The 25004-nt window shown below is 53.3% G+C and carries 22 protein-coding genes and 1 pseudogene; 14 read left to right on the top strand and 9 right to left on the bottom strand.

Features of this window, described 5'->3' with window-relative positions; translation table 11 throughout:
• Positions 1 to 182: 182 nt before the first annotated feature.
• From AB2B48_RS07770 to AB2B48_RS07750, 5 genes are all read left to right on the top strand, one after another.
• Positions 183 to 1826: a glycoside hydrolase family 43 protein gene (locus tag AB2B48_RS07770; RefSeq protein WP_368301438.1), complete on the top strand. Its 1644-nt coding sequence runs from the start codon at positions 183 to 185 to the stop codon at positions 1824 to 1826.
• Positions 1827 to 2041: 215 nt separating this feature from the next.
• Positions 2042 to 2524, top strand: a complete 483-nt coding sequence (locus AB2B48_RS07765) for a heme-degrading domain-containing protein (RefSeq protein ID WP_368301437.1) — start codon at positions 2042 to 2044, stop codon at positions 2522 to 2524.
• A 13-nt stretch (positions 2525 to 2537) separates the two neighbouring features.
• Complete coding sequence (locus AB2B48_RS07760) at positions 2538 to 3542, top strand: Gfo/Idh/MocA family protein (protein WP_368301436.1); 1005 nt, start codon at positions 2538 to 2540, stop codon at positions 3540 to 3542.
• Between the two features lie 12 nt (positions 3543 to 3554).
• Positions 3555 to 4433: a TolB family protein gene (locus AB2B48_RS07755; RefSeq protein ID WP_368301435.1), complete on the top strand. Its 879-nt coding sequence runs from the start codon at positions 3555 to 3557 to the stop codon at positions 4431 to 4433.
• A gap of 10 nt (positions 4434 to 4443) precedes the next feature.
• Positions 4444 to 5604, top strand: a complete 1161-nt coding sequence (locus tag AB2B48_RS07750; RefSeq protein WP_333010441.1) for a Gfo/Idh/MocA family protein — start codon at positions 4444 to 4446, stop codon at positions 5602 to 5604.
• Positions 5605 to 5610: 6 nt separating this feature from the next.
• On the opposite strand, the pseudogene AB2B48_RS07745 reads toward AB2B48_RS07750, so the two are convergent.
• From AB2B48_RS07745 to pth, 3 genes and pseudogenes are all read right to left on the bottom strand, one after another.
• A pseudogene (locus AB2B48_RS07745) lies at positions 5611 to 5893 on the bottom strand (integrase arm-type DNA-binding domain-containing protein); the annotation flags it as partial.
• 181 nt (positions 5894 to 6074) lie between these two features.
• Positions 6075 to 7169, bottom strand: coding sequence for a redox-regulated ATPase YchF (gene ychF / locus AB2B48_RS07740; RefSeq protein ID WP_106926651.1), 1095 nt, complete (start codon positions 7167 to 7169; stop codon positions 6075 to 6077).
• A 160-nt stretch (positions 7170 to 7329) separates the two neighbouring features.
• Positions 7330 to 7914, bottom strand: coding sequence for an aminoacyl-tRNA hydrolase (pth, locus tag AB2B48_RS07735; protein ID WP_368301434.1), 585 nt, complete (start codon positions 7912 to 7914; stop codon positions 7330 to 7332).
• Between the two features lie 279 nt (positions 7915 to 8193).
• On the opposite strand from pth, the gene ychH reads away from it, so the two are divergent.
• The gene (gene ychH, locus AB2B48_RS07730; protein WP_185669702.1) at positions 8194 to 8478 is read left to right on the top strand and encodes a stress-induced protein YchH; all 285 of its coding nucleotides are present in this window, start codon (positions 8194 to 8196) and stop codon (positions 8476 to 8478) included.
• A gap of 89 nt (positions 8479 to 8567) precedes the next feature.
• Here ychH and lysC read toward each other — a convergent pair whose 3' ends face one another.
• Positions 8568 to 9929, bottom strand: a complete 1362-nt coding sequence (gene lysC, locus AB2B48_RS07725; RefSeq protein ID WP_185669703.1) for a lysine-sensitive aspartokinase 3 — start codon at positions 9927 to 9929, stop codon at positions 8568 to 8570.
• A gap of 610 nt (positions 9930 to 10539) precedes the next feature.
• Here lysC and AB2B48_RS07720 point away from each other — a divergent pair.
• The gene (locus AB2B48_RS07720; protein WP_072011324.1) at positions 10540 to 11925 is read left to right on the top strand and encodes a diaminobutyrate--2-oxoglutarate transaminase; all 1386 of its coding nucleotides are present in this window, start codon (positions 10540 to 10542) and stop codon (positions 11923 to 11925) included.
• 15 nt (positions 11926 to 11940) lie between these two features.
• The gene (locus tag AB2B48_RS07715) at positions 11941 to 13404 is read left to right on the top strand and encodes a pyridoxal phosphate-dependent decarboxylase family protein (protein WP_185669704.1); all 1464 of its coding nucleotides are present in this window, start codon (positions 11941 to 11943) and stop codon (positions 13402 to 13404) included.
• 94 nt (positions 13405 to 13498) lie between these two features.
• Here the strand turns inward: AB2B48_RS07715 and dauA are convergent, their stop codons facing one another.
• From dauA to lolB, 4 genes are all read right to left on the bottom strand, one after another.
• Positions 13499 to 15154: a C4-dicarboxylic acid transporter DauA gene (dauA, locus tag AB2B48_RS07710; RefSeq protein ID WP_368301939.1), complete on the bottom strand. Its 1656-nt coding sequence runs from the start codon at positions 15152 to 15154 to the stop codon at positions 13499 to 13501.
• Between the two features lie 151 nt (positions 15155 to 15305).
• Complete coding sequence (gene prs / locus AB2B48_RS07705) at positions 15306 to 16253, bottom strand: ribose-phosphate diphosphokinase (protein ID WP_003856663.1); 948 nt, start codon at positions 16251 to 16253, stop codon at positions 15306 to 15308.
• 206 nt (positions 16254 to 16459) lie between these two features.
• Complete coding sequence (gene ispE / locus AB2B48_RS07700; protein WP_368301938.1) at positions 16460 to 17308, bottom strand: 4-(cytidine 5'-diphospho)-2-C-methyl-D-erythritol kinase; 849 nt, start codon at positions 17306 to 17308, stop codon at positions 16460 to 16462.
• Positions 17308 to 17931 carry a lipoprotein insertase outer membrane protein LolB gene (lolB, locus tag AB2B48_RS07695; RefSeq protein ID WP_368301937.1) on the bottom strand — a complete coding sequence of 208 codons (624 nt, stop codon included), beginning with the start codon at positions 17929 to 17931 and terminating at the stop codon, positions 17308 to 17310. The genes ispE and lolB overlap by 1 nt, the downstream gene beginning before the upstream one ends.
• A 197-nt stretch (positions 17932 to 18128) precedes the next feature.
• Here lolB and hemA point away from each other — a divergent pair, with 197 nt between their 5' ends.
• The 6 genes from hemA to kdsA are packed head-to-tail and all read left to right on the top strand — an operon-like array spanning position 18129 to position 23463.
• Positions 18129 to 19385: a glutamyl-tRNA reductase gene (hemA, locus tag AB2B48_RS07690; RefSeq protein ID WP_185669705.1), complete on the top strand. Its 1257-nt coding sequence runs from the start codon at positions 18129 to 18131 to the stop codon at positions 19383 to 19385.
• 35 nt (positions 19386 to 19420) lie between these two features.
• Positions 19421 to 20503: a peptide chain release factor 1 gene (gene prfA / locus AB2B48_RS07685; protein WP_185669706.1), complete on the top strand. Its 1083-nt coding sequence runs from the start codon at positions 19421 to 19423 to the stop codon at positions 20501 to 20503.
• On the top strand, positions 20503 to 21354 hold the full coding sequence (gene prmC, locus AB2B48_RS07680; protein WP_368301936.1) for a peptide chain release factor N(5)-glutamine methyltransferase: 852 nt from the start codon (positions 20503 to 20505) through the stop codon (positions 21352 to 21354). The genes prfA and prmC overlap by 1 nt, the downstream gene beginning before the upstream one ends.
• Complete coding sequence (gene sirB2 / locus AB2B48_RS07675; RefSeq protein WP_368301433.1) at positions 21351 to 21743, top strand: invasion regulator SirB2; 393 nt, start codon at positions 21351 to 21353, stop codon at positions 21741 to 21743. The genes prmC and sirB2 overlap by 4 nt, the downstream gene beginning before the upstream one ends.
• A 3-nt stretch (positions 21744 to 21746) precedes the next feature.
• On the top strand, positions 21747 to 22556 hold the full coding sequence (gene sirB1, locus AB2B48_RS07670) for an invasion regulator SirB1 (RefSeq protein ID WP_185669708.1): 810 nt from the start codon (positions 21747 to 21749) through the stop codon (positions 22554 to 22556).
• Between the two features lie 52 nt (positions 22557 to 22608).
• Entirely contained in the window at positions 22609 to 23463 is an 855-nt protein-coding gene (kdsA, locus tag AB2B48_RS07665) for a 3-deoxy-8-phosphooctulonate synthase (protein ID WP_333494845.1), read from the top strand.
• A 110-nt stretch (positions 23464 to 23573) separates the two neighbouring features.
• Here the strand turns inward: kdsA and chaA are convergent, their stop codons facing one another.
• Positions 23574 to 24674: a sodium-potassium/proton antiporter ChaA gene (gene chaA, locus AB2B48_RS07660; RefSeq protein WP_185669709.1), complete on the bottom strand. Its 1101-nt coding sequence runs from the start codon at positions 24672 to 24674 to the stop codon at positions 23574 to 23576.
• Positions 24675 to 25004 lie beyond the last annotated feature (330 nt).

Below are 25004 nucleotides of genomic sequence, written 5' to 3'. Positions count from 1 at the left end.
GCAGCATGTGTTTTCCTGCCAGCGCCATTGAGATTATGGCGCTTTTTATTTTTGTGAATAGGATCACCTGTACGAAGACACTTCTTATATTTGTGAGGGCGTTTAATATACCTGGCAAGAAATAGGGGCGGTAAAATCAGGGATAACAGAATACGCTAATAACGGATAAAGAGTGATTATTTATGATTCAGAACCCCATATTCAAAGGTTTTAATCCTGACCCCTGTATTTGCCGTCGCGGCGATGATTATTATGTTGCCGTTTCCTCATTTGAATGGTTTCCGGGGATCCCGATTTATCATTCGCGGGATTTAAAAAACTGGCAGTTGCTGACGCATGTTTTGCAGGATGACCATGACCCCGATTTGCGTAAACTTCCCTCCGCCAAAGGAATCTGGGCACCTTGCCTGACCTGGTGCGAGGAAGAGCAATTGTTTTATGTCATTTATGGCGTGATGAACTCTATGAATTCCCGCTATTTTGATGTCGACAACTACCTGATTACCGCCAAAGAGATAACTGGCCCCTGGAGTGAGCCGGTCTATCTCCATTCCGCCGGTTTTGATGCCTCAATATTGCATGACACCGATGGGCGAAAATGGATCGTCTCCCTGGAGTGGGAAACGCGTCCTGGCTACGAAAAACCTGGTGCGATTTGCCTGGTCGAGTACTCCCCGGCGCAGAAAGCCATTGCCGGTTTTCCTCAGCGCATCTGGTCCGGCGGTACAGACCGGGGCTGCATTGAAGCGCCTCATCTGACAAAACGCGGGGATTACTACTACATCATGACGGCTGAGGGGGGCACCGGCTACGGCCATGCTGTCACGATGGGGCGGGCGAAAAATGTCTGGGGGCCCTATGAAAGCGACCCACAAAATCCGATTCTCACGTCGAACGGTGAAACCTTTAATGAGCGCCACGATGCGGGCCATCTTAAACCACAGTACTTCAACCCAGAGACCTATCTGCAAAAAGCCGGGCACGGTAGCTATGTTGAAACCCCGCAGGGGGAAGTCTGGCTGGTCCATCTGTGTAGCCGACCGTTTCGTGATGAGTTGCGCTGCACGCTTGGCAGAGAAACGGCTCTACAGGAGATGTACTGGACGACGGACAACTGGCTAAGGCTAAAAGGTGGAGGCAATATTGCCCGCCATGAGGTCAACGAGTCGGCCTTGCCGTCCTGCCCATTTACGCCGGATGTGCCCACAGATCATTTTGATGAGGTGCCGCTGAGTAAATCGTATTACGCGCCACGCATCGATTTTCGCCGTTTTGCATCGCTGAGCAGGCGTGACAGCCATGTCACACTACGCGGGCAGGAGTCGTTAAGTTCGACCAACAAGGTCAGCCTGTTGGCGAAAAAGTTGACCTCGGTTTATTGCACCATCACCACCAAACTCACTTTTTCCCCACAGGTGTATCAGCACAGTGCAGGTCTGGTGCTCTATTACGACAATATGAACTATCTCTACTTGCTGCAAACCTGGGATGAATCATTGGGGGAACCCGTGTTGTCGGTCATCCATATGGATAATGGACAGCGATATGATACTGCTCAGCCTGTTGCTGCTGGTCGTGAGCCTATCTTCCTGCAGGTGCGCATTGAGGGGCGGGATATTCGTTGTTACTGGTCATTGCGCGACGGGGAGTATCAGGCGATTGGTGAGCGCTACGATACGACGGCATTTTCTGATGAATATAGTCAGTATGGGGAATTTACCGGCGCATTCTTCGGGCTGGCCTGTGTAGATACCATGCTCCATAAACATGAAGCCCACTTTGATTTTTTACGCTATGAAGCGGATGAAACACGCCTTATTGATTAAGACTATCGTAACCACCAATCGCTATTAACGAAGCGGGCCTTCATCTTGTAAAGGTGAAGGCCCCTCGCATCAGTAATCTATCTGATACTGTGATCGGAGTAACTACTCTGACGCAATAAAATTATAGTTTAGAAATGCATCAATATATTTATTGTGGCTCGTTGATCCTAGAGTAAATGGCGTGAGAGTGATAATTTTGTAGAGAAGGGTTCACAATGAACGATAGTGATAAGATGATTGATAAAATACTTAATCAAGAGTCGCGGTTGCAATTTAATGCATTTAGCAACGCAGATGCCTTGGCTATTGGAACGATGATTACTCAGCAGGCGGTAATAAATAGTTACCCTGTGGTTGTTGATATTTGTCGTCACGGTCAGACGCTTTATTATTTCGCTAATACAGGCTCATCGCCAGATAACGAAGAGTGGGTTTCGCGTAAAAAAAAGCTGACCAATCGATTCGGCCATTGCTCGATGCTCATGCATCTTAAATTTAAGCACTACAACCCGGATTCCTTCCATGTCAACGGCGTTACCCTCGACAGTAGCTATACCCTGAGCGGAGGGTGTTTTCCCATCTACATCAAAAATACCGGACCTATTGGCACTATTACCGTTTCAGGTTTGACCGACATAGATGACCATAATCTGGTGGTGAATGCCATCGCGCAACATCTTAACGTTAGCCAACAATAAGTGAGGGACTTGTATGGACAGTGCTACATGCCCAGCGACGAAAATTAAGTGGGGAATTATCGCCCCCGGTCGGATCGCCAGTAAGTTTGCCAGCGATCTGTTGCTTTCCGATGGCAGTGATATCGTTGCGGTGGCCTCACGAAATAGGCAACGCGCCGATGAATTCGCCAAAACGTATTCTATTCCTGAGGTGTATGACGATTATGACGCTCTGTTACAAAAAAGCGACTGCGATATTGTCTATATTGCCTCTCCCCATGTGTTCCATAAAGCGCAGGCGCTAGCCTGCATCCGGGCGGGCAAGGCCGTGCTGTGTGAAAAACCGGTAACGCTTTCGGCTCGTGATTTTGCAGAAATTGAACTAGCGGCGGCTGAGCATCAGGTCTTCTTTATGGAAGCGATGTGGACACGCTTTTTCCCGGTGATGGAACAGGTACTCGCTGCCATCGCTGAGGGCACAATCGGCAAGGTCACTCTGGTACAGGCCAACTTTGGGTTTAAAGCTCAAGAGGATTTTACTGACCGTTTGTACGCGCCTGAACTCGGCGGCGGCAGTCTGTTGGATACCGGTGTTTATGTCCTGACGCTCGCGCAAATGGTCTATCAGCGCCTGCCGCAGAATATCATGACGCAAGCTGTGATGACGCCGACGGGTGTGGACGGGAGTGGTAGTTATCTGTTGCGCTATGGCGATGAACAACTGGCCATGCTCTCATCGTCAATTGTCACGAAAACCGTGAATAGTGCAACGATTTACGGTGAAACGGGTTTTATCACTATCAATAATTTCTGGATGCCGGATAAAGCCATGTTCACGTTTCATGACGGGCATGAACAGGTCATTGATAATAAGAACATTGGTGCTGGCTACTATTACGAAATTAAAGATATTGAGCGCTGCCTGGCAAATGGCTTAAAGGAAAACCCGAAAAGAACCCTCAACGATACCCGCGGTGTTCTTATGGTGATGGACAGCATTCGTCAAACCTGGGGACTGGTTTATCCAGGCGAACATTAAAAGGAATTTTCTATGCAGATATTAAATGCGCATTTTACCCCGACATACCGCAATGTCACCAGCACGCTTGAGATTATTGACGTATTCACCGGCGTGAGGGAAAGCATCAAGACGTTCGATCACCTGATTGAAGCCCCGGAATGGACGCTCGACAGTCAGCAGCTCTATTTTAACTCGCTGGGGTCTATTTATTCGCTGCATCTCGCAACCGGCGCAGTTTCCCGGCTGGATACCGGGTTTGCAAGTAATTGCAATAACGATCATGTTATTTCCCCATGTCAGCAGAATATTGCCATTAGCCACAATGTGCATGAAGACGGGTTATCACGTATCTATCAGTTGCCGCTTAGCGGCGGAGTGCCGATCTTACTGACACCTATTGGCCCTAGCTATTTACACAGTTGGTCGCCGGATGGCAAAACGCTTGCCTACTGCGCGGAACGTAACGGCCGTTATGACATCTATGTTATTCCTTCTACGGGCGGGGTGGAGAAAGCGCTGACCAGAGATTTTGGCCATAACGATGGGCCAGAGTTTTCACCGTGCGGTCGTTATATCTATTTTAATTCAACCCATTCCGGCCTGATGCAAATATGGCGAATGGAAGCAGATGGTGCAAACCCACAACAACTGACCAGAGGGCTAGCGAACCACTGGTTTCCACATATCTCGCCGGACGGCAAAACGCTGGTGTGCATTGCCTATTCTGCAGACGATGTGGAGGCACACGATCACCCGGCGAACAAACATGTCCAACTCATGCGGATGCCGACTGAAGGAGGAGAGCCTGAAGCTTTCGCCGAGCTTTTTGGCGGGCAGGGCACCATCAACGTGAATGCCTGGGCACCGGATAGCCGCCGCCTGGCTTTTGTTTCCTACGCCTTAAAGTAGAGGATGAATCATGCCATTGGTAAAAAAAGTCCGCACGGTAATTGTCGGGTGCGGCGTTATCAGTACGTCTTATATTGAAAGCCTGCAGGCGAAATTTTCCATTATCGAGATTGCGGGGTGCTATGACCGAAATGTCGATAAATGTCGGGCCACCGCACAGCGTTACGATATTGCCGTACTGAGCTGGGAGCAGATTCTTGACGATCCCACGATAGAGATGGTGATTAACCTTACCCCGCCACAGGCCCATTACGATGTCATTAAGACATTGCTGAACGCAGGTAAGCATGTGTACAGCGAAAAAATTCTGACCATCGACCTGGCGCAGTCTGGCGAACTACTGGCATTGGCGCAGGCGAACAACTGCCGTCTTGGATGTGCGCCCGATACCTTTTTGGGGGCGAGCGTACAAACAGCAAAAGCGATTGTAGACAGCGGTATGATTGGTGAAGTGACCTCCTGCCACTGCGCGCTGAATCGAGATTCAGCACTGTTTGCCGAGATCTTTCCGTTCACCAGCAAGGCGGGTGGTGGGATTGGTTTTGACGTCGGTATTTATTATGTCACTGCTCTGCTTAGCATACTGGGCCCAGTAAACGAGGTTAGTGGGTATTCGCGTACTCGCGATAAACAGCGGGAATATTACTTCCTCGACAAACTGGGAGAGTCATACGAAATGGAATGCGAAACATTGTTATCTGGGACGATGCTGTTCGAAAATGGCAGTGTAGGTTCTCTGCACTTCGATTCCGAGTCCATCCAGATTAAACCGGAGCGGCCTGTGATGACCCTGTATGGTACGAAGGGAGTGGTTTATATGGCGGATCCGAATAAATTTGGCGGCGATGTTAAGGTCATCCTCAAAGGTAACAACGAACCGTTTGTAATGCAGCAAGCCCACGGATTCGATACGGAAAGCCGAGGGCTGGGAGCGGCAGAAATGGCGTGGTCCTTGCGCAAGTCTGAACCACATAGGGCAAGTATGGAAATGGCTTACCATGCGTTGGAAATTCTGCATTGCATTGTTGCTAGTGGTGAGAGTCGAAGATTTAAAACTATCAACTCAACATTTGCTCTCCCTAATGCGCTTCCATCGGGTTTTCCAGGCGAAAGTTACCTAGGGGCGAACGAAGAATCATGTCTGGCATTTAGTATGTCGAACAATAAATAGAGGTAATTTGGTGATTGCAACCCAGTCTTTCATTTGCAACCACTCATTGGCAATCAATAAAAGTATTGGATGCTTCATTAATTCTACGGATCTTATCTAATTGGCGAGATTGTACAGGGTTTACTCCTTCAGAACCTAACCTGCGTGCCTGTTCGCACTTTTCGCGGGCTTCGACAAGTTTGACGGCTGGATACCCGCCGATAGCAAACATGCTGGATTTGCCATCTAGCTTAAACCGATAGCGCTTTTCTTTGGGCTTGGCTGTACGGCTGCGGGTGTCAGTGAGTATGTTGACTCCTGTATGTTTTCTATACTGACATTGTACTCACTTATGTACTCCTTTTTGATTGGGTTTACATAGGATGTAATGAGATTCATCGACAATATAAAAACCACGCAAGCGCGTGGTTTTCAACGGTTTTTTCGTCTTATTGAGATTCAGCGAAACCTCATGAGACAACAAACTTTATTTAGACGTTAAACAAGAAGTTCATCACATCGCCATCTTTAACGATGTAATCTTTCCCTTCAGCACGCATCTTGCCGGCTTCTTTCGCGCCTTGCTCACCTTTGTAGGTGATGAAGTCTTCAAACGCGATGGTCTGCGCGCGGATAAAGCCTTTTTCGAAGTCGGTGTGGATTTTACCCGCAGCCTGTGGCGCAGTTGCACCAACAGGGATGGTCCATGCGCGAACTTCTTTCACGCCAGCGGTGAAGTAGGTCTGCAGGTTCAGCAGTTCGTAACCGGCGCGGATAACGCGGTTCAGACCTGGCTCTTCGAGGCCCATTTCAGCCATGAATTCTTCGCGGTCGGCATCGTCGAGTTCAGCGATGTCGGCTTCAACGGCGGCACATACGGCAACCACGACGGAACCTTCAGCCGCTGCAATTTCGCGCACTTTATCGAGGTACGGGTTGTTCTCAAAACCGTCTTCGTTAACGTTGGCGATATACATGGTTGGCTTCAGGGTCAGGAAGCTCAGGTATTTGATGGCCGCTTTGTCTTCGTCGGTCAGCGTTTTCAGCGCGCGCAGCATGCCCGCGTTTTCCAGCTGCGGCAGACATTTTTCCAGCGCAGCTTGTTCAGCTTTAGCGTCTTTGTCGCCGCCTTTGGCTTTTTTCTGCACGCGGTGCAGGGCGCGTTCACAGGTGTCGAGGTCGGACAGCGCCAGTTCGGTGTTGATAACGTCGATATCGTCAGCCGGGTCCACTTTGTTGTTCACGTGGATGATGTTGTCGTTCTCGAAGCAACGCACAACGTGACCGATAGCTTCGGTTTCACGGATGTTGGTCAGGAACTGGTTACCCAGGCCTTCACCTTTGGAAGCGCCTTTTACCAGGCCCGCGATATCAACGAATTCCATGGTGGTTGGCAGGATGCGCTGAGGTTTAACGATTTCCGCCAGCTGGTCCAGACGCGGATCGGGCATCGGAACAACGCCTGTGTTCGGCTCGATAGTACAGAACGGGAAGTTCGCCGCTTCAATACCTGCTTTGGTGAGCGCGTTGAACAGGGTGGATTTGCCTACGTTTGGCAAACCAACGATACCGCATTTGAATCCCATGTTTAAATCACCTTAATCTTTTGATATTCAACCTGTTATAGAAAACAGATTGTAGAAAAGTTAATAACTCCGCCTATTATACACGTCATACAGGAAAAAAAACGTACTTCATCCTGCTGCGATGGCGGCAACCTGAATAGTTTAGCGTACCGGTGAATACTTATTGCGCTTTAAAGGCGTGCAGGCGGTTAGTCGCTTTAGTCAGCCCGTCTTTCAGCCAGATCTCGGTACAGCGCGCCGCTTCGTCTACGGCATCGTCAATCAGCTTCTGTTCGGCCGCCTGCGGCTTACCTAATACAAAACCAACAACTTTGCTTTTATCGCCCGGATGACCAATTCCGATGCGTAAGCGGTGAAAATTAGGGTTATTACCCAGTTTACTGATGATATCCTTCAGACCGTTGTGGCCACCGTGGCCGCCGCCCAGCTTGAACTTCACCACGCCTGGTGGGAGATCCAGCTCGTCATGCGCCACCAGAATTTCATCTGGATTAATGCGATAGAAGGTCGCCAGTGCCGCAACGGCTTTACCGCTAAGGTTCATAAAGGTGGTCGGCACCAGCAGGCGAACATCTTCTCCGGCTAAATTAATGCGGGAGGTGTAGCCAAAAAACTTACTCTCTTCACGCAGCGGTGCGCGAAAACGCTCTGCCAGCAAATCGACGTACCAGGCACCCGCGTTATGACGCGTTCCCGCGTACTCTGCGCCGGGGTTTGCCAGGCCGACAATCAGTTTAATCGTCACGTTGTTATTCCTGAGTGGGCAATCTTTCCGGCGGCTAGTTTACGTCGAGAGGGCGCGCTTGACAAAAATAAGCGCCCTGAGCGGCAAAACTTGAATAGTTCACAACCGGAATAATGTTGATTGGAAAGTATTTCAGTCACTTAAATGTAAAGATTTGTTGATGAGATGTTCTTATTTGTGATCACCAGCGCACTTATCCCTGGCGGTGTTGTCTATACTTTACACACTAGGAATAGGGATATATCCCTAAACCCAAAGCCAATCTACGGAGGTGACACTATGAAACGCAAAAACGCTTCGTTACTCGGTAATGTGCTCATGGGGTTAGGTCTGGTCGTCATGATCGGCGGCGTTGGTTATTCTATTTTAAACCAGATGCCGCAGCTTAACCTACCTCAGTTTTTTGCGCATGGGGCGGTGTTAAGCATCTTTGTCGGCGCACTTCTCTGGCTGGTTGGCGCGCGTGTCGGTGGGCACGAGCAGGTGAGCGATAGATATTGGTGGGTACGCCACTATGACAAACGCTGTCGCCGCAACGATAATACCTCTCACCGTCACAGCTAAATATGACAATGGCTCCCGTGGGAGCCATACAGACAACTTCCAAAGTCCTGGCCGAAAGCCGGGACTTTGTGCTTTCAGAGTGGTCGAATTTACTCGAACAGTCGATGGTGCAACGCCTTGACCGCGCTGTCGGCCGCATCGCCTGGCAGCAGGAAGCAAAGGTTGTTATGCGACGCGCCGTGACAAATCATCCGCACCGCATGCTCTTCCAGACGAGAGAAGACATCGTTACACACGCCCAGCTCTTTGGTCAGTTGATTACCCACTAACGTTACCAGCGCCAGCCCGGTTTCTACTTCCACACGGCAGTGGGAGGAGAGGGCCGTAAACAGCGCGGTGGTCAGCGTGTGATCTTCACCGGAGGTCGCGTTTGACGAGTCCAGCGCCAGCGCGATGGTCGATTCTGATGTCGTCACCAGATCCGTTGCCACGTTGTGCTGAGCCAGCAGCGTGAAAATCTGCGCTAAGAAACGGTTAGATGGCTGATCGTCGAGACGGTGCAGGCGCAGCAGCGTCTGCTTGCGGCGCACCGCAACCGCACGATAGCGCGGTGGGTTTTCCGTTGTGCAGCATACCAGCGTACCGCCAGCGGCCGTGTCTTTACTGGACCCTACAAACACCGGAATGTTCTTACGCATCGCGGGCAGCAGCGTCGCTGGGTGCAGCACTTTCGCGCCGTAACCTGCCATGTCGCTCGCTTCAGAGAACGAGATGCTGTCGATGCGTTTCGCGTTTGGCGCGATGCGAGGATCGGTGGTGTAGATACCGGCGACATCGGTCCAGATATCAACGCGGCCTGCGTGCAGCGCTTCACCCAGCAGGGAAGCCGTGTAGTCGCTGCCGCCACGGCCCAGCGTGGTGGTGCGACCGTTAGCGTCACGGCCGATAAAACCCTGGGTAATCATGATTTCTTGTTCGATACGCGGGCGCAGATGCGTTTCCGCCAGCTCAGCCACGGCGCTAACCTGAGGTTCAGCGCAGCCGTGAGTGGAGTCGGTGCGAATCACGCTGCGGGCATCAAACCAGCTGGTTTCAACGCCGCGTTCACGCATCACTTCCGTAAACAGCAGGCTGGACATCAATTCCCCGTGACTCACCAGCTCATCGCTCAATGCGTCAGACGGTGAAACCATCGCCGTTTGCGCCAGACGGCTAATATTATCGAGGAGATTATCGATTTCCTTGCTGATGACAGAAGGCTGCTTCAGACGGGAAATAATGTTGTATTGAATGGTCCGGAGGGTCTCAAGCTTGTCTAACTGCTGATGACTTTCCAGACCTTCAGAAAGCTCAACCAGTAGGTTGGTGACACCTGCGGAAGCAGACAGGACAACTAAACGAACATTTTGATCGGCAAGCACAATGCTGGCGCTGCGGTTCATCGCATCAAAGTCAGCAACGCTGGTGCCGCCAAACTTGGCAACGATGAATTGTGGGTAAATGCGGGTCATAACACTCTCATATCAGGGCGCCATAATATATGGCTAGAAAATTTTCATTCTCGGCATAAGGGAAGGTTCCTTCTCCTTACGAAATGTCCGCCCGCGAACATTTCTGGATGACAACCCAGGAGTAATCCTGTTGTCGATAACGTGTTCTGCCCGTCACACGCTATCGGGTGCTGCGCATTAGTCTATATTTACTGGGGGGTAAATAAGCGCGCCATAGTAAGTGATTTATCACAAGGGATCGACTTTTTTATTTATCTCTCAGTAAATAAATGAAAAATCCCGTTTTATTCGAAATCCTCAACCTTATTTACGGTAAAGACACGTAAAAAAATAATAAAACCTTAACAATTGGGTGGCTATCATTACATCGCAGGCTTTGTATTTCTCTGAAGCTTTTTAAAATAAATGGTAACAATTTAGCATCAAGGTGTTGTTAGTTTTGTGTTGTTACCTTTTGATTTTAAAGTGAAAAATGGCATCTGAAAACCGCGTAAAATAAATGATTGAGTCCTTAGCTAAAACAACATATATTAGCCGCGATTTTTTACAGGTAATCCTTATAACCATTTATTCAATCAGGCGTTAATCTACACCTGGTTGTAGGAGTGATATGATGACGGATAAAGTCCGTATTGATACTTTACGTGCTAATTCATTACCACAGAGCAATGATACCTTTTTAGCAAGACAAGCTGAGTTTGAATCTAACGTCAGAAGCTATCCACGTAAGCTGCCGCTGGCTATCGCCAAGGCACAGGGCGTTTGGATCACTGACGTTGAAAATAATCAATACCTTGACTGTCTGGCGGGTGCCGGCACCCTGGCACTTGGTCATAATCATCCTGATGTACTTCAAAGCATTCAAAGTGTCATCACGAGTGGCTTACCGTTACATACGCTTGATCTCACGACCCCATTAAAAGATGAATTTTCATCTTATTTACTCTCCCTGTTACCGGGCGAGGGTAAAGAATATTGCCTGCAGTTCACCGGCCCATCCGGCGCGGATGCTGTAGAAGCGGCTATCAAACTGGCGAAAAAAGCGACCGGTCGTTCTGGCGTAATCAGCTTCTCCGGCGGTTACCACGGTATGACTCACGGTGCGCTGTCCGTGACCGGTAACCTGTCACCGAAAGAAGCCGTCAGCAACATGATGCCGGAAGTGCAGTTCATGCCATATCCGCACGAGTACCGCTGCCCGCTGGGCATTGGTGGCGAAGCGGGCGTGAAAGCGCTGACCTACTACTTCGAAAACCTGATCAACGACGTTGAAAGCGGCGTGCGTAAACCTGCGGCGGTGATTCTTGAAGCCGTTCAGGGTGAAGGCGGCGTGAACCCGGCTCCGGTCGAGTGGCTGCAGCGTATCCGTAAAGTGACTCAGGAACACGGCATCATGCTGATCCTCGATGAGGTTCAGGCTGGTTTCGCGCGTACCGGTAAACTGTTCGCCTTCGAACACGCCGGTATTGAGCCAGACATCATCGTCATGTCCAAAGCGGTTGGCGGCGGTCTGCCACTGGCGGTTCTGGGTATTAAAAAGCAGTTTGACGCATGGGCACCAGGCCACCACACCGGTACCTTCCGTGGCAACCAGCTGGCGATGGCGACCGGCCTGACCACGCTGAAGATCCTCAAAGACGACAAAATTGCCGATAAAGTTGCCGCCCAGGGCGAGTGGCTGAAAGGCAAACTGGCTGAACTGCAGAAACGTTACCCGGTTATCGGTCACGTTCGCGGTCTGGGCCTGATGATCGGTCTGGAAATCGTTAAGCCTAACGAAGCGCCTGACCACATGGGTTGCTTCCCGGCTGACGGCGAGCTGTCAGCGCTGCTGCAGAAGAAATGCTTCCAGGCGGGTCTGATCCTGGAACGCGGTGGTCGTAACGGTTGCGTACTGCGCCTGCTGCCATCCCTGCTGATCACCAACGATGAGCTGGAAATCTTCCTCGATAAATTTGAAAACGCCCTGAATGCCGCTGGCGTGAAGCCGGTTTAAACGGAGTAGGATCGAATGTCTGACGTAAACCCGATTCTGTCCGGCTCGGCGCAGAGTATTGCTGCCTATCAGGACGCTATCGAGCAGAGTACAAAAGCGGTCGTTGAATGGTTAAAACAGCCTGAGATGTATCAGGGCAAAACCGTTGAACAGCTGCGTGAACGTATCAACCTGAACTTTACGTCTCAAGGCCTGGGCAACCAGGCCGCCATTGAGCGTGCGGTTGAATACTTTCTGAAAGACAGTCTGTCCGTTCACCATGCACAGTGCGTGGCGCACCTGCACTGCCCAAGTCTGGTCATTAGCCAGGCGGCGGAAGTGCTGATTAACGCCACCAACCAGAGCATGGACTCCTGGGATCAGAGCCCATCCGCGACCATTATTGAGATCAAACTGATCGAATGGCTGCGTGAGCAGGTTGGTTTCCCGGCAGGCGATGCCGGTGTGTTCACCAGCGGCGGCACCCAGAGCAATCTGATGGGCCTGATGCTGGCGCGTGATGCGTTCTATGCGCGTCAGGGGCACTCTGTACAGCAAGACGGTATTACCGGCGACCTGCGCAAGATGAAAGTGTTCTGTTCTGAGAACGCGCACTTCTCCGTGCAGAAAAACATGGCGCTGATGGGCCATGGCTATCAGTCCGTCACGCTGGTGAAAACCGATGCTTTCTCTCGTATGGACATCAATGACCTGAAAGAGAAGCTGGCGCAGGCGAAAGCCAACGGCGAACAGGTGATGGCGATTGTTGCGACGGCAGGTACCACCGATGCGGGCGCGATTGACCCGTTAACGGAAATTACCGCGCTGGCCGCCGCAGAGCAGATCTGGGTTCACGTCGATGCGGCATGGGGCGGAGCGTTACTGCTGTCTGAGAAGTATCGTCATTTCCTCAATGGACTTGAGCAGGCTGACTCCGTCACTCTGGACTTCCACAAGCAGTTCTTCCAGACCATCAGCTGCGGGGCGTTCCTGCTGAAAGATGCGCGTCATTATGAACTGATGCGTTATCAGGCGGCGTACCTGAACTCTGATTTCGACGAAGAGCACGGCGTGCCTAACCTGGTGTCCAAGTCTCTGCAGACCACGCGTCGTTTCGATGCGCTGAAGCTGTGGATGGGCCTTGAAGCGCTGGGCAAAAAGCAGTATGCCGAAATCATTGATAACGGCGTTACGCTGGCGCGCGATGTTGCTGAGTTTGTGAAAACCCAGCCGCATCTGGAGCTGGTCATGGAGCCGCAGCTGGCAAGCGTGCTGTTCCGTTTCCGTCCGGAAAACAACGACAGCGCGTTTGTGGCCCTGCTGAACCAACGTATTGGTGACGTTCTGCTGGCTTCCGGCAGTGCTAACGTGGGCGTGACCGAAGCTGATGGCGTAACCTGCCTGAAGCTGACGCTGCTGAACCCAACGGTTTGCCTGGAAGACGTTAAAGTTCTGCTGGCAAGCGTGAAAGACACCGCAGAGCAACTGCTGAAAGCGTAAGCATTAAGCATGCTATAAAAATGGCTCCCCACGGGAGCCATTTTTTTTGCCTATCATTTGTAGCCCGGCCAAGCGAAGCGCCGCCGGGAGACGGTTAGATGATGTCTGCTAATGCAGCATCTTTATTCGGGAAGAATGCCAGACGGCCTGGAATCGGCTGAATGCCAGCGCGGGCCATGGTGCGCAGCGGCTGGAATTCCAGGTTAGAGACGCGCAGCTCGCAGCCTTCAGGCAGCTTTTTCACGAAGCGCTGGAAGGCATCCAGGCCACCGGCGTCCAGCACCGGTACGGCATCCCACTTCAGCACCACGATACGTTTGCCTTCAATACGCGTCTCAAGATCGCTAAACAACCCTTCGGCGGCGGCAAAGAACAGCGGGCCAATCACGCGTAGCACCAGCACATCGTCCGGAACGGTGACGTTCACGGCGGAAAGACGCGTCATGCGCGCAATACGGCGCATAAACAGCAGCGAAGCCAGCACGATCCCAACGCTGATGGCGATAACCATATCAAACAGCACGGTCAGCGACATACAGATCAGCATCACGATGATGTCGTCTTTCGGCGCTTTGCGCAGCAGGTACACCACCTTGTGCGCTTCGCTCATGTTCCACGCCACCATCAGCAGCAGGGCGGCCATCGCCGACAGCGGCAGCCACGAGAGCACCGGGGCCAGAATCAGCAGCGCCAGAATGACCAGAACCGCGTGGATCACCGCCGAAATCGGTGAGGTGGCGCCCGCGCGAACGTTCGCCGCCGAGCGCGCAATCGCCGCAGTGGCGGTAATGCCGCCAAAGAACGGCGCAATAATATTACCGAGGCCTTGACCGACCAGCTCGCTGTTCGCTTTGTGCTTGGTGCCGGTCATACCGTCAAGCACCACCGCACACAGCAGGGATTCAATCGCCCCCAGCATTGCCATGGAAAACGCCGCTGGCAGCAGAGCGTGAATGGAGGCCCAGCTTAAGGTAAAGGTTGAGCCCGGCATATCCCACGGCAGCACAAACTGCGGCAGCAGTTGCGGGATACCGTTACCCTGAGAGCCGTCAGCCAGGATGTAGTGGAACTGGGAACCGATGGTGGCGACGTGGCCACCGAGCAGGTTCACAATCAGCATCACCACGCAGCCAGCAATCAGCGCGGGCAGGTGGCCCGGCAGGCGCAGGCCAAGGCGAGGCCAGAGGATCAGCGTACCGAGGGTGACGATGCCAATGGCCGCATCGCCAACGTTAATGGTCGGCAGCGCCATCACCAGCGCGCCCACCTTCTGTAAATAGTGTTCCGGAACGTGCGTCATCTGCAGACCGAGGAAATCTTTAATCTGCATGGTCCCGATGGTAATACCAATCCCTGAGGTGAAGCCGAGCGTCACCGACAGCGGAATATATTCGATCAGGCGGCCAAAGCGGGCCAGGCCAAAGAGGATCAGGAATATCCCGGATATCAGGGTTGCAACCAGCAGGCCCGCAAGGCCGAACTGTTGAGAGACAGGGTAGAGAATAACGACGAAGGCTGCCGTCGGCCCGGAAACGCTAAAGCGCGAGCCACCGGTCAGGGCAATAACAATCCCCGCGACGGCGGAGGTGTACAGGCCGTACTGCGGTGCCACGCCGCTGCCGATCGCCAGCGCCATCGCCAGCGGAATCGCGATGATCCCAACCGTGATACCGGCAATCAGATCGCGCATAAACCGCGCGGAGGTGTATTTCTCTTTCCAGCAGGCGTCAATCAGCGCGCGGAAAGGCATAACGTGAGGGGAGAGTAATTTATTCACAGTCGTCTTTCATCCATGAGCGCATCATCTACCATATGAATGATAGTTGAAGTTGGCATAAATCATACAAATTAACTACACAGACAAAAAAACCCGCCGCAGCGGGTTTTTTAACCAAATCCGATTAGTGTTCGAACATGGCGGAGATGGATTCTTCGTTGCTGATACGACGAATCGCTTCGGCCAGCATCCCGGACAGAGTCAGGGTACGAACGTTTGGCAGCGCTTTGATCTCATCACTTAATGGGATGGTATCGCAGACGACTACTTCGTCGATGACGGAGTTACGCAGATTGTTCACCGCATTGCCGGAGAAGATCGGGTGAGTTGCGTAAGCAAATACGCGTTTCGCACCACGTTCTTTCAGCGCTTCAGCTGCTTTGCACAGCGTGCCACCGGTATCGATCATGTCATCAACCAGTACGCAGTCACGACCGGCAACGTCACCGATGATGTGCATAACCTGGGAAACGTTCGCACGCGGGCGACGTTTGTCGATGATAGCCATGTCGGTATCGTTCAGCAGTTTAGCAATAGCACGAGCGCGGACTACGCCACCGATGTCTGGAGAAACCACGATTGGGTTATCCAGGTTCAGCTGCAGCATATCTTCGAGCAGGATTGGGCTACCAAATACGTTATCAACCGGAACATCGAAGAAGCCCTGGATCTGTTCAGCGTGCAGGTCTACGGTCAGTACGCGGTCAACGCCAACGCTTGACAGGAAGTCAGCGACAACTTTAGCGGTGATTGGTACACGAGCAGAACGAACGCGACGGTCCTGGCGAGCATAACCGAAGTAAGGGATAACGGCGGTGATACGGCCTGCGGAAGCACGGCGCAGGGCATCTACCATAACGACTAATTCCATCAGGTTGTCGTTAGTTGGGGCACAAGTGGACTGGATGATGAAAATATCACCACCGCGTACGTTTTCGTTAATTTGTACGCTGACTTCGCCGTCGCTAAAGCGACCTACAGCGGCGTCGCCGAGAGAAGTGTACAGGCGGTTGGCAATACGTTGTGCTAGTTCCGGGGTGGCGTTACCAGCAAAAAGCTTCATATCAGGCACGAGAAGAACCTCAGGCATGCGTCCAGTGGTGGATGAAACGGGCCAAAAACTGTGCGGGCCAGGCGCGATTTCATCCAGGCGGTGTATTAAAGAGCGCGATGCAACGTCTGGAACAGGGTGACGTTGTCACCAGAGCTCAGTTTGCCCGGCAGGGTCACTCATCACCATTCTTCTTTCGTCAGCATGACTGACGGAAACCGAATGATTCAGAGCAGGGCTTGCTTCAATGGAGAGAGGTTTACACCTTTCGCCACAAAGCCTTGCAACCATTCCGGGGCTTGCTCAAGCACCTGGCGGGCAGCGAGTTCCGTGTCGAATTCAGCAAAGACACAGGCTCCTGTTCCAGTCAGGCGCGACGGCGCGTATTCTAACAGCCAGGAAAGCACATCATCAACCTCGCGAAAACGTTTTCTTGCGATAACCTCGCAATCATTGCCGAATTCACAATTTAATAACGTTTCTATTGACCTGACAGGGGTGTTTCGTGGCAGCTCCGGATCGCGGAAGATAACCGGGGTCGGAATGCTGACGCCCGGGTGGGCCACCAGATACCATTTTTCCGCAACCTCAACCGGCGTTAGCACCTCGCCAACCCCTTCAGCAAAGGCTGCATGGCCACGAACGAACACCGGCACATCGGCACCCAGCGTCAGGCCAATAGCCGCCAGCTCATCTTCCGAGAGCCCGCATTGCCACAGATGGTTAAGCGCAACCAGCACGGTAGCGGCGTTTGAGGAGCCGCCGCCCAGTCCACCGCCCATCGGCAGGCGTTTCTCAATGCTGATGTCCGCGCCGCAGCCGTCCGTCAGGCGCTGGCTGTCGGCGGCGGTTTTCATCAGCAGGCGCGCGGCGCGAATAATCAGGTTCTCTTCGTTTGGCACACCGTCCACGGGGGTGAGCAGTCGCAGTTGCCCATCCTGGCGCGGCACAATGGTCAGCGTGTCGCCGTAGTCGAGAAACTGAAACAGCGTCTGCAGCGTGTGATAGCCGTCAGCGCGCTGCTCGGTGATGTATAAAAACAGGTTCAGCTTTGCCGGAGAGGGCCAACGGGTCATCATTTAGCGATCCAGTTATCCATCTTCAGCTTGATGCGCTGGGAGCCTTCGGTCAGCTCCATGTTGGACGGCAGCGCTGGCTGGGTTTTGCTGTCGTAACCGCCGTACACCACTTTCCAGGTTTTGCCGTTCTGGGTGTAGTTGAGTTCACTCAGACGATACTGGTCGTCAAGTTTATAGTCGGTGGCGTCGCCCGGCAGGCCGAGGATCCACTGACGCAGGCTGTTGAGCGGAATCGGCATCCCGGTCAGCTTGCCAATCATCTCTTCACCGTCGGCGGCGGTATAGTGCTGGCCTTTGTTATCGGTCAGCTGGGCTGAACCCGGTTTGCCAATCAGTTCAAGCTCGGTGCTGCCAAGCGGGTTGGTCAGCAGCAGGCGATAGTTGTCCTGGCCGGTTTGCTGCCAGAAGAAGCGGGCGTAAACCTTTTGCTGGTCAGACAGATACGCAAACGCACCGCGGGTCTGATACTGGCTTAAGTGAAGAACGTCCTGCTGGTGCTGCTTCCACTGTGGGGCGGTAGGGCTTTTACCCGGACCGGTTGGCGCAGTAGTGGTACAAGCGGTAAGGACCAGGGCTGCCAGCGGCAGCAGGCGAATCAGGCGGAAATCAGACATGACAATCCTTGAAATGCGTTGCAGTGATAACGCTTAATGCTAGCGTTGCCTGCGGGCAGCGTCTACGCTCAAGTTGTCTTAAATCATAAAATTAACCTGGCCTGCCTATTACTCCAAAAGGGGGGCGTCCCTTTTATTGATCTCGCGCATCCTGTATGATGCGCTCAGACTAACCTTATCAACGCTGGTACTACTCCCGCACAATGACCCTTTTAGCTCTTGGCATTAATCACAAAACAGCCCCGGTAGCGCTGCGAGAACGTGTAACGTTTTCGCCAGATACGCTCGACCAGGCGCTGGAGAGCCTGCTGGCTCAGCCAATGGTGCAAGGAGGCGTGGTACTGTCGACCTGTAACCGCACCGAGCTCTACCTCAGCGTAGAGGAGCAGGAAAATCAGCATGAAGCAATTATCCGCTGGCTGTGCGATTACCACGGCCTGAATGAAGAAGAACTGCGCCAGAGCCTTTATTGGCACCAGGATAACGACGCCGTCAGTCATCTGATGCGCGTTGCCAGCGGGCTGGACTCGCTGGTGCTGGGCGAACCGCAAATCTTAGGGCAGGTTAAAAAAGCGTTTGCCGACTCCAGTCGCGGGCATCTGCACGTCAGCGAACTGGAACGCATGTTCCAGAAATCCTTCTCTGTTGCCAAGCGCGTGCGCACGGAAACGGATATCGGCGCCAGCGCGGTGTCGGTGGCGTTTGCGGCCTGTACCCTGGCGCGACAGATTTTCGAATCACTTTCTTCGGTGACGGTGCTGCTGGTCGGCGCCGGTGAAACCATCGAACTGGTGGCGCGCCATCTGCGCGAGCATCATGTGAAAAAAATGGTGATTGCCAACCGTACCCGCGAACGTGCACAGGTGCTGGCCGATGAGGTCGGGGCCGAAGTGATCGCGTTGAGCGACGTGGATGAGCGGCTGAAAGAGGCCGATATCATTATCAGTTCTACCGCCAGCCCGCTGCCGATTATCGGTAAAGGGATGGTGGAGCGCGCGCTGAAGGCGCGTCGTAACCAGCCGATGCTGCTGGTGGATATCGCCGTACCGCGCGACGTTGAGCCGGAGGTGGGGAAACTCGCCAACGCCTATCTCTACAGCGTCGATGATCTGCAAAACATCATTCAGAATAACCTCGCGCAGCGCAAAGCCGCCGCGGTTCAGGCTGAAACCATTGTTGAGCAGGAAACCAGTGAATTTATGGCCTGGCTCCGCGCGCAAAGCGCCAGCGAAATCATCCGTGATTATCGTTCCCAGGCTGAAACGGCGCGTGAAGAGCTCACCGCTAAAGCGATCGCGGCTCTTGAACAGGGCGGCGACCCGCAGGTCATCATGCAGGATCTGGCGCGGAAATTAACCAACCGCCTGATCCACGCGCCAACAAAATCTCTTCAGCAGGCCGCCCGTGACGGGGATGATGAACGCCTGCATATTCTGCGCAACAGCCTCGGGCTGGAGTAGCACAACTCTATTTATAACAAGGTGCATTTACGCCAATGAAGCCTTCTATTGTTGCTAAACTGGAAGCTCTCTACGAGCGCCATGAAGAAGTTCAGGCGCTGCTCGGAGACGCAGCAACTATTGCCGATCAGGACCGTTTCCGCGCGCTGTCCCGCGAATACGCACAGCTGGGCGACGTAGCCCGCTGCTATACCGACTGGCGTCAGGTTCAGGACGATATTGAAACCGCCCAGATGATGCTCGACGACCCGGAAATGCGCGAAATGGCGCAGGAAGAGTTGCAGGAAGCCAAAGCCAAAGAAGAAGAACTGGAGCAACAACTGCAGGTGCTTCTGCTGCCTCGCGATCCGGACGATGAACGCAATGCCTTCCTCGAAGTGCGCGCCGGTACCGGCGGTGACGAAGCGGCGCTGTTTGCTGGCGATCTGTTCCGCATGTACAGCCGCTACGCCGAATCACGCCGCTGGCGCGTGGAGATCATGAGCGCCAACGAAGGCGAGCATGGTGGCTTTAAAGAAGTGATTGCCAAAATCAGCGGCGAAGGCGTTTACGGCCGTCTGAAGTTTGAGTCCGGCGGTCACCGCGTGCAGCGCGTGCCGGCCACCGAATCCCAGGGGCGTATCCACACCTCCGCCTGTACCGTAGCCGTGCTGCCAGAGGTACCGGAAGCCGAATTACCGGATATCAACCCGGCGGACCTGCGTATCGATACCTTCCGCTCCTCGGGCGCGGGCGGTCAGCACGTTAACACCACCGACTCCGCTATCCGTATTACCCACTTGCCAACCGGTATCGTGGTGGAGTGTCAGGACGAACGTTCTCAGCATAAAAACAAAGCCAAAGCGATGTCGGTGCTGGGTTCGCGTATCCGCGCGGCGGAAATTGCCCGTCGTCAGCAGGCGGAAGCCTCTGAACGTCGTAACCTGCTGGGCAGCGGCGACCGCAGCGACCGTAACCGTACCTATAACTTCCCGCAGGGCCGCGTGACCGACCACCGTATCAACCTGACGCTCTACCGTCTGGATGAAACCATGGAAGGCAAACTGGATATGCTGATCGAACCTATCGTTCAGGAATACCAGGCCGACCAGCTGGCGGCGCTCTCCGAGCAGGAATGATGACCTATCGACAATGGCTGCAGCAGGCCGTGATGGCGCTACAGGGTGGTGAAAGCCCTCGCCGTGATGCGGAAATCCTGCTGGGGCATGTGACCGGAAAAGCGCGTACCTATATCCTCGCGTTTGATGAAACCGAACTGGACGCGGCGCAGACTGAGACGTTGGCGCTGCTGCTGGCACGCCGCGTGAACGGCGAGCCGGTGGCCCATCTGGTGGGAACGCGCGAATTCTGGTCGCTGCCGCTGTTTGTCTCTCCCGCTACGCTTATTCCGCGCCCGGACACTGAGTGTCTGGTCGAACAGGCGCTGGCACGTCTGCCGTCCACGCCTTGTCATATTCTGGATCTCGGCACCGGTACCGGCGCGGTAGCGCTGGCGCTGGCGAGCGAACGCCCGGACTGCCAGCTCACCGCCGTGGATTATATCGCCGACGCTGTCGCACTTGCCCAACGTAACACCGAGCACCTGGGTATCACCAATATCACCATTATGCAAAGCGACTGGTTCAGCGCGCTGGAAGAGCATCGTTTTGCGATGATAGTCAGCAATCCGCCGTATATTGACGAGCAGGATGAGCATCTCGCGCAGGGCGACGTGCGCTTTGAGCCGAAAACCGCACTGGTGGCCGGTGACCATGGTCTGGCTGACCTGGCGCATATCATCACCCAGGGGCGCGAGTGGCTGGAACCCGGTGGCTTCATGCTGCTGGAGCACGGCTGGAAACAGGGTGCCGCCGTGCGCGCACTGTTCGACAACGCCGGATACCGTCAGGCGCAAACCTGCCGCGATTACGGTGATAATGACCGTCTGACGCTGGCGCAATGGCCCGGAAACATGGAGGTACATGCATGAGCCTGTTTTTGTGGGTACTCTATTTACACATCGCCTCGGCTATCGTCTCGGTGAGCTTTTTCGCCCTGCGTTTCTGGTGGAAACACCACAAAAGTGCGCTGTTTGATGCGCGCTGGGTGCGCATACTGCCGCATACCGTTGACAGCGTGCTGCTGCTCAGCGGTGTTGTGCTGATGGTGATGACGCGCTATTTCCCGTTTACCGAAGAAGGGACGTGGCTGACTGAGAAGCTGTTTGGCGTTATCATTTACATTGTTTTAGGGTTTGTCGCGCTGGGCCGTCGTCGTCCGCGCAGTCAGCAGAGCGGTTTTGTCGCCTTTCTGCTGGCGCTGGTGGTGTTGTGCATCATCGTTAAACTCGCCATCACTAAAGTTCCGCTGCTAGGGTAGGGTATGAAGTCACTGGCTGATTTTGAATTTAATAAAGCGCCGCTCTGCGACGGTATGATCCTGATTTCCGAATTCATTCGTGATGATTTCCCGTCGCAGGTGGTGCGTGAGCAGCTCGAGTGCCTGGTGGCGCTGGCGCGCGAAGAGATTAGTCCATCCTGGACGCTGACGCGCCAGATGGAGCGCCTGATCGAGCTCTTTTATCATGAGTGGAATTTCAGTGATTCCTCCGGCAAATACCGTCTGTCCGACGCGCTGTGGCTGGATCAGGTACTGAAAAACCGTCGCGGCAGCGCGGTGGCGCTGGGCGCAATCATGCTGTGGATTGCCGATAGCCTCGAGATTCCCGTCGTGCCCGTCATCTTCCCTACCCAGCTGTTGCTGCGTGCCGACGTTGACGATGCCGAGATGTGGCTGATTAACCCGTTTAACGGCGACACGCTGGATGAGCACACGTTGGAAGTGTGGCTGAAAGGCAACATCGGCCCGATGGCTGAGCTGTTCAATGAAGACCTCGATGAAGCGGATAACGCTGAGGTGATCCGCAAATTGCTTGATACGTTGAAGTCGGCGTTGATGGAAGAGCGGCAGATGGAACTGGCACTGGGCGCTAGCCAGACGCTGCTGCAGTTTAATCCGGAAGACCCGTACGAAATTCGCGATCGCGGGCTCATCTATGCACAGCTTGAATGTGAGCATATCGCGCTGAATGATTTGAATTATTTCGTTGAGCAATGTCCGGAAGACCCGATTAGCGAAATGATCCGCGCGCAGATTAATACCATCTCGCATAAGCAAATTACTCTTCACTAATTAGCGGCAAACGCGGTTATAATCGCGCAAAATTCCCTAACAAGGCGATCTTATGAAAGAAAAAGTGGTTAGCATTGGTGATATCAAGGTAGCAAACGACCTGCCGTTTGTTCTCTTCGGCGGCATGAACGTGCTGGAGTCTCGCGATCTGGCGATGCGTATCTGCGAACACTACGTGACCGTGACTCAGAAGCTGGGCATCCCTTACGTATTTAAAGCTTCATTTGATAAAGCCAACCGTTCATCCATTCACTCTTACCGTGGTCCAGGCCTGGAAGAGGGGATGAAGATTTTCCAGGAACTGAAGCAGACCTTCGGCGTGAAAATCATCACTGACGTTCACGAAGCAAGCCAGGCGCAGCCGGTTGCTGACGTGGTTGACGTGATCCAGCTGCCAGCGTTCCTCGCTCGCCAGACCGATCTGGTGGAAGCGATGGCGAAAACCGGCGCGGTCATCAACGTCAAGAAACCACAGTTCGTGAGCCCTGGCCAGATGGGTAACATCGTCGACAAGTTTATCGAAGGCGGTAACGACAAGATTATCCTGTGTGACCGTGGCTCTAACTTCGGTTACGACAACCTGGTTGTCGATATGCTGGGCTTTGGCGTGATGAAAAAAGCGTCCAACAACTCCCCGGTTATCTTCGACGTGACCCACTCCCTGCAGTGCCGCGACCCGTTTGGCGCAGCAAGCGGCGGTCGTCGTGCTCAGGTTACCGAGCTGGCGCGCGCGGGTATGGCGGTAGGTATCGCTGGTCTGTTCATTGAAGCGCATCCGGATCCGGAAAACGCACGCTGCGACGGCCCGTCCGCGCTGCCGCTGGACAAGCTGGAACCATTCCTGAAGCAAATGAAAGCTATCGATGACCTGGTGAAAGGCTTCGACGAGCTGGATACCAGCAAATAAGTTTTGCTGATGAATAAAAAAGCCGACCTCAGGGTCGGCTTTTTTGTTACGGTTGCCTGATGGTAAATGGCCTGTAGCCCGTCCAGGCGAAGCGCCGCCGGGAACTGCACTCAGACAAAAATCGTCATCAGATACGCCGCAAACAGCGCCAGATGCGCCGCACCGTTCAGCACGTTGGTACGCCCGGTTGAGAACGAAATGTGACACAACACCAGCGAGGCGACCATCACAATCATCTCCGGCACGCCAAGACCAAACATCAGCTCATTTCCGGTCATATAGGCAATCAGCGTCACCACCGGCACGGTCAGTGAGATAGTCGCCAGCACCGAGCCAAAGAACAGGTTCATCGCACGCTGTACCTGATTGTTCAGCACCGCCTTCAATGCCCCCAGTCCTTCAGGAGAGAGAATCAGCAGCGCCACCAGGAAGCCGGTAAAGGCAACCGGTGCATTCATGCTGGTCAGCAGCGTCTCCAGCGGGTTGGCGTTCATTTTGGTGACGGCGATAACCGCCACCAGGTGCACAATCAGCCATACCGCATGCCACAGGCTGCTGTGTGCCGACGGTTTACCGTGGTGCGGGTCGTCGTCGTCGCTGTCATCTTCATGCTCGTAGACAAACAGACTCTGGTGCGTTTTGGTTTGAATAAGCAAAAATACGCCGTACATGGCGGCAGAAATGAGGGCCACCAGCAGCGACTGGCCAATAGTAAAGTTGGCGCCCGGCAGCGAGGTCGGGAATACCAGCACAATAATAGCCAGTGGGAACAGAGCAATTAAATACTGCTTAATACCAAACAGGTTCATATATTGCGTGGCAAACTTGCGCCCGCCGAGCAATAACGAGAAGCCGACTAAACCGCCGGTCACAATCATAATGATGGAGTAGAGCGTATCGCGCATCAGCGTCGGCGCGGCATCGCCCGTTGCCATCAGCGCTGAGATTAAGCTCACCTCAAGAATAACCACCGAAAGGCTTAAAATCAGCGAGCCGTAGGGCTCGCCTAAACGGTGTGCGAGAACGTCCGCGTGGCGAACAACGCTAAAGGCGCTGCTCAGAATACCTACCAGCGCCAGGGCGTTGATAGCGATAACCACTGGCAATGACTGGCTGCTTCCCCAGAAGGCCAGAATTGCCAGCGCCACCAGCGGGAAAATGAGCGACGTCTCCTTATGGCGAGTTTTCACCGCCTCTTGTACGTGGGTCATGTTTGTCTCCATATCTGCAGGTATTTATAATTATAGAAAAAATCAGCTGCGTAAATTAACAAATTTTTCCACCAGGATTGCGATCTTTTACTAAAGTTTACCCATAACGCCATTTTTTCTAATAGATGGCTATAATATAAAATACTGACTAAATATTTTTTAAATAACAGCGTATTAATGCGCTGGTTTTCCTATTTTACTTATCGGTAAAACCGGCTTGAACAGCGGAGCGCAATGGGAGACAAATTGCATCCTGAACCATAAAGCTGGATAATATTTCATCAAAGACAGCTCCGGAGGTCGCCATCCGTTCCCGTAAGAACGCATGTG

Source organism: Kluyvera sichuanensis, assembly GCF_040930405.1.
Taxonomy (GTDB): Bacteria; Pseudomonadota; Gammaproteobacteria; order Enterobacterales; family Enterobacteriaceae; genus Kluyvera; species Kluyvera sichuanensis.
This window is presented reverse-complemented; position numbering and strand designations above follow the sequence as displayed.